The 5,095-nt window shown below is 36.3% G+C and carries 5 protein-coding genes; 2 read left to right on the forward strand and 3 right to left on the reverse strand.

Annotated elements, in window-relative coordinates; genetic code table 11:
- Positions 1–214 precede the first annotated feature (214 nt).
- Together psaK and ACP6PK_RS15545 are read left to right on the forward strand one after the other, a co-directional pair.
- Positions 215–475: a photosystem I reaction center subunit PsaK gene (psaK, locus tag ACP6PK_RS15540; RefSeq protein WP_426560586.1), complete on the forward strand. Its 261-nt coding sequence runs from the start codon at positions 215–217 to the stop codon at positions 473–475.
- Between the two features lie 204 nt (positions 476–679).
- Positions 680–1,153 carry a hypothetical protein gene (locus tag ACP6PK_RS15545; RefSeq protein WP_426560588.1) on the forward strand — a complete coding sequence of 158 codons (474 nt, stop codon included), beginning with the start codon at positions 680–682 and terminating at the stop codon, positions 1,151–1,153.
- A 793-nt stretch (positions 1,154–1,946) separates the two neighbouring features.
- Here the strand turns inward: ACP6PK_RS15545 and ACP6PK_RS15550 are convergent.
- The 3 genes from ACP6PK_RS15550 to ACP6PK_RS15560 all read right to left on the reverse strand — a co-directional run bounded on the left by ACP6PK_RS15550 (position 1,947) and on the right by ACP6PK_RS15560 (position 4,479).
- Positions 1,947–3,686 (reverse strand): helicase HerA domain-containing protein, encoded by a 1,740-nt coding sequence (locus ACP6PK_RS15550; protein ID WP_426560590.1) that lies wholly within the window; start codon positions 3,684–3,686, stop codon positions 1,947–1,949.
- A gap of 92 nt (positions 3,687–3,778) precedes the next feature.
- A complete protein-coding gene (locus ACP6PK_RS15555; protein WP_426560592.1) occupies positions 3,779–4,009 on the reverse strand; it encodes a zinc ribbon domain-containing protein in 231 nt (76 codons plus the stop codon).
- A complete protein-coding gene (locus ACP6PK_RS15560) occupies positions 3,925–4,479 on the reverse strand; it encodes an RNA-guided endonuclease InsQ/TnpB family protein (RefSeq protein ID WP_426560594.1) in 555 nt (184 codons plus the stop codon). Before ACP6PK_RS15560 ends, ACP6PK_RS15555 begins: the two co-directional genes overlap by 85 nt.
- Positions 4,480–5,095: the final 616 nt, after the last annotated feature.

Consider the following 5,095-nt stretch of genomic DNA (forward strand, 5'->3'; position numbering starts at 1 on the left):
TATCAGATATATATTATACCCTTTTTTTTACTATTTTTTCACTAAAGTCCCGTTAGTCGTAATATAGATTAATCATTCTTCATTTTTCGAGATAAATCTAACCCTGAAATTGTAAAGAATTATTGCTAAGTCTCACCAGAACAAAAAAAAGAAAAATTTTCTGATATAAAGATGCCATTGACATTTTTAATTTACATATATAGGAGAAGAAAAAATGCTTTACTCAATTTTATTAACACTTGGCCCCAATACTTTTGCCTGGAGTCCTAAAATTGCCCTAATAATGATTATCTGCAATATCGTAGCGATCGCCTTCGGCAAGTTAACAGTAAAATATCCTAGTGTGGGTCCGGCAATGCCTGCTTCCAACTTTTTCGGTGGTTTTGGAGTAGCTGGTGTTTTGGCAACTACAAGCTTCGGTCATATTTTAGGTGCTGGTGTGATTCTTGGTTTAGCCAATTTGGGTAGCCTCTAAATCATCTAGATTCATCAAATCAATAATTTCATTTATGGTCATTTCAGTTTAGATTGAGACGAGAGTTTCTTCCCGCGAAAGGGTTTCAGCTACAAAAGTTTTTCATTCTTATTTGAAATGACTATACATTTATTTTGAGGTAACTTTGAAAAAGTTACCTTTTTATTATACACTTACTATTGTCCAATAGTTGAGGAAAAAATCATGCGTACTAGAGAAGCATCTTTTTTATTAGGTATCTCCCGTCAACGTTTATTAGTTTTACTGGCTCAAGGAAGAGTCAAAGATGCTGAGAAAAATGGTAGATTTTGGGAAATACCAGTCTCTGAAAATGGAATGCCTGTAATAATTCCGGCTCGGCGTGGTCCGAAAGGTATCTGGAACAAAGAAAAACCCACCGAACCTAAAATGATTCATGTTAATCAACACAAGATTAAAGGTAATTTCGGTAAACCTCCTGAACAACTGGAACCAGTGCTTTCTGTTAAGGAAGGCAAGCGCAACGATTATGGTTATGAGTTATATATTCCAGGTCCTTGCCAAATCGTCTATGAACCTTACAATCCCGCACCTTGTGGCGCTCATTTGTGGATTAATACTTATAATTCTGTAGAATTTATACATACTGAATTTTCACCAGACCCTGCCAGACAAACTAGCAGACAAATTTTTATATAGTTTATTTCTATAGGCAGTAAATCATTAAAAAAGAATATTTATTTGCGAGAAAAGCTTGACTGACGATAACTTCAGTTAATTTGTGCTGTTTGGTTGTGGGAAATTGTCACAGTATTAAGGTAGAAAATTTTTATCTTTACTAATTTTTTAAGTCTCCTCTTATTGACAGCACATTTGAAGACTAACATCTCTTCCTGATTTACTAAAGTGATAAAATTTTGTACCTCAATCGATAAGGCAAAAGTTTCTCATCTTCTTGTATTGAAGTTTTCTAGTTAGGGCTTGCTGATTAAATCTAAAAGTATCTACAGATAAAGGTTTTAGCCTTTTTAGGTCGGAAAAAAGTACACCTGTTTCAGCTCTTAATGCTCATGCATGTTAGTATTTTCGCTGCTGAGTTGGGAAAAAAAATTACTACTCCCCTACTCCCCTACTCCCCTACTTCCCCTACTTCCCCGCTTCCCCGCTCCCCTACTCGTGAAAAAAGACTTTTTCAGCAAGCCCTAGTTAAGTTTGATTATAGAAGAACCAGCGAGTAATTTTTGAATAAAAAAATTGGCAGAAGCTCTATCAACAACAGCAGGAATCTTTTCATATCTTAACTCTTTAGAGATCCTCAGATATAAATGCCCGCGAGTAACAATTACTGAGTTAGCATATACCTTACATAGTAATGGTTAGTAAAGGATAAAATTTTGACCAGCCAGTAATAACAAAAATGTTCTTCTTGTAAGATTCTTTTTTCAAATTGGTATTAGTTCAACAACTAAAATATTCACTACTAACTCCCAAACTAAAACCCAATATCATCCAAAGCTACCTGAGCTGCTTCAAACAATTCATTATCAGAAACATACCGCCAATCGATATCTCCAATTTCCTGATAGAAGGTCTGGTCGTAAGCACGAGTCTGAATTACCACAGGCATCGGTACCGCATGACCTAATACCAACGCTTGCTGTTTAGAATCCAACTTTGCCAAAACAGACCGCAAACTATGACCCCCAGAAACTCCGGTAAAAATAGAATCAATATCTTTATCATCATTCAAAAGAGCTGTAATTCTCGTACCTATTTGAGACATAACTTCTGCATCTATTCCGGAAGGTCTCTGGTCTACAACTAATAGAGTCACAAAATATTTCCGCATTTCCCTAGCGATAGTACCAAAAATAGTTGAACGTACTATAGCAGGGTCGAGAAAACGGTGAGCTTCCTCAATAGTTATGACTAATTGTTGAGGACGATCATTAGGATTTTTAGAACTTAAAAATTTATCTGCTTTCCGCACATAACTATTATGAATTCGGCGAGTAATCATATTAGCAGCCAACATATAGGAAAGCATATTTGACTGGGAACCAAATTCAATAATAACGTGCTTACCTGCGTCTAAAGATTCTAAAATTTCCTCTATATAATTGTTAGTATTTTTTGTCTGCATATATTTCAGATTATCCAGTCGTAACAACTTCCTTTGCAACGACATAATCGAACCTTTGTGACCTCTCTTTTCATCACAAAATATTTGGATATCTTCATTAGTCATTGCCAATAATTGAGTAATCCAAGATTTACCAAATTCACTTCTGAGAATATTTGCACTATCAATACTTGCCTCAGACAAATTTAACTCCCGTTGCACCAACCCAATATCTTCAACCTCTATTTGGTTATAGCTCAAATACAATTCTCGTGCATCGCGTACCCCTCTACGTTTAGTAGATTCTGGGTCTAGAGTCCACAGTTCCACTCGATCAGGAAATAATTGTCGTAAACCTTTTACAGTATTAACTTGTTTCCCCTCCGCCATAGCTTCCCAACCATATTCAGAGTGCATATCAAAGATTAAATTTACGGCAGCACCCTTCCGAATAATGCCAGATAAAAGAAGACGAGTCAAAAAAGATTTACCAGTTCCCGACTTACCAAAAATTCCATTACTCCGTTCTACAAATCTATCTAAATCTAAACAAACAGGTACATCCATATCAATAGGTTTACCCACAGCAAAATTCCGGCGACTCGTATCGTCTTCCCTGCCAAAAACTAAACTAAAATCTCTCACACTTGCTTCATAAACTTGGGAAAAATGACTAGGAATAGTTTTGACTGGCATTAATTTAATTTCGGCACTGGTTTGAGCTTCAAAGGATGCTAAATTTTCTATGGATTGAGATTTTTTTTGATTGTCATTTTTTTCGTTGAAGTTGAAAGAAACTGGTGATGTTTCGGGAGCAAGAACTAACATTAACATTGGGGCAAGTTCGATAGTTCCGTAGGTGCTACCTCCAGCTAAAACAGATTGCAAAAAATCATCTGTAGGTAGGGGGGGGTTAATCATTATTCGTTCGCTGGATGTTCCTAATAAAACATCGGTTAGCATACAGAAAAAGTGGGCGCGTACTCCTTGTACAACTAAAAATTTGCCAACGCGCATATCCTCTACCAATACGTCTGGGTGGAGTCGTACTTCTAATCCTTGACTGAGAGAACCTTGAATTACTGAGCCTAATGGTCGTTCAAAATCCATATAAATTACTTGATTGTTTTGGGGTGCTATATCAAGTTATACCATTTTTCGTGAAGTCTCTCCCGTTAAATCAAAGATTATAACAGGAGCTTCTAAAACAGAGATAATTGAACCCAAGTTTCAAAAGTTTCTTGCTTCTCAGGCTGACCAACATCTAAGCCTCCACAAGCAGGCCAGATGATACCCACCTCGCTTAATGCTTTATTTAATATGTTCTTTGCTGCATTCTCATCTCTATCTAAAACCGTTTTACATTTAGGACAAAAATTAGTTCTAACTGACAAAGTTTTAGGTACTTTTTGACCAGAATTACTACAATGCATGTGATGTATTGTGAGGATGTACGGGCGAATGGCCATCCGCCCCTACTTACATGAACACCGCGTTTAACCGCTACTGCATTCAACTTTTCAATAAAAGCACCCCAAGCTACATCATAAATTGATTCTGATAATTTGCTATTTCTAGCTAAACCTTTAATATTCAGGTTTTCCACAGCAATTAAATCATATTCTTTAACCAATTTATGAGCATTTTTGTAGTGAAAATCTTCTCTTTGCCTGGCAATGTGTTGATGCAACTTAGCTATTCTATTCTGTGCCTTTTTCCAGTTATTAGAACCAATTTCCTTTCTGTCTGCTTGACCTTGTTTTCTAGCTAAATTAGATTGTGCTTTTCTATAGAAGTTGGGAACAGAAACAGTTTCTCCAGTATTAGTAGTTAAAAACTCTTTCAAAGCTACATCAATACCTACAGCAGTTTTGATATTATCTGTAGGAATTAGACTAGGAATTGACTTGTCTTCTGTAGGGGCGAATTGCCATTCGCCCCTACACTTACATAATAACCATCAGCTTTTTTAGTTATAGTTGCAGTTTTAATAGTAAAACCTTCGGGGATAGGTCTATGAACTATTACTGGAATAGCGCCAAACCTGCTAATAATAATTTGCTTACCATTAAATTTAACTGCTGATGAGCGGATGATTAACTCTACTAAAGCACAATGATCTTAATTTGCCAGCCTTCTTAAATCTTGGTCTAGCAAATCTCTTGCCTGTTTTGTCAGGAACTAACCAGCGTTTCCAGGCTTGATCCAACCTTTGTAAGTTAATTTGTTGAACTTCGTATGGAGATTTCTTTGTATTCTGGAAAGAGAATTTTTGTTTGTTTAAGTGCTGATTGTTGAAAATAATAATCAGGTAGCTCTTGAATCTCGCCGATAGGACATGACACTATTGAGCATCGGTCTAATTGACACCTGGTTCTATTTAACCAGTCTAGTCTTTGACCATTAGCGTAATTCCAATGCCTCCTGAGTAACTAAGCGCCAATAATCAATTTTTGCTGACTGTTTTTCAGTGGGCTTGATTTTATAGCAAATAGATTGAGAGTAGGGGAGTAGGGGAG

Source organism: Dapis hubbardiae BLCC-M172 (assembly GCF_050016015.1).
In the GTDB taxonomy this organism is placed as follows: domain Bacteria; phylum Cyanobacteriota; class Cyanobacteriia; order Cyanobacteriales; family Microcoleaceae; genus Trichodesmium.

Coding starts and splice junctions, on each gene's coding strand:
- psaK (WP_426560586.1), top strand. CDS start 215: ATGCTTTACTCAATTTTATTAACACTTGGCCCCAATACTTTTGCCTGG.
- ACP6PK_RS15545 (WP_426560588.1), top strand. CDS start 680: ATGCGTACTAGAGAAGCATCTTTTTTATTAGGTATCTCCCGTCAACGT.
- ACP6PK_RS15550 (WP_426560590.1), bottom strand. CDS start 3,686: ATGGATTTTGAACGACCATTAGGCTCAGTAATTCAAGGTTCTCTCAGT.
- ACP6PK_RS15555 (WP_426560592.1), bottom strand. CDS start 4,009: ATGCATTGTAGTAATTCTGGTCAAAAAGTACCTAAAACTTTGTCAGTT.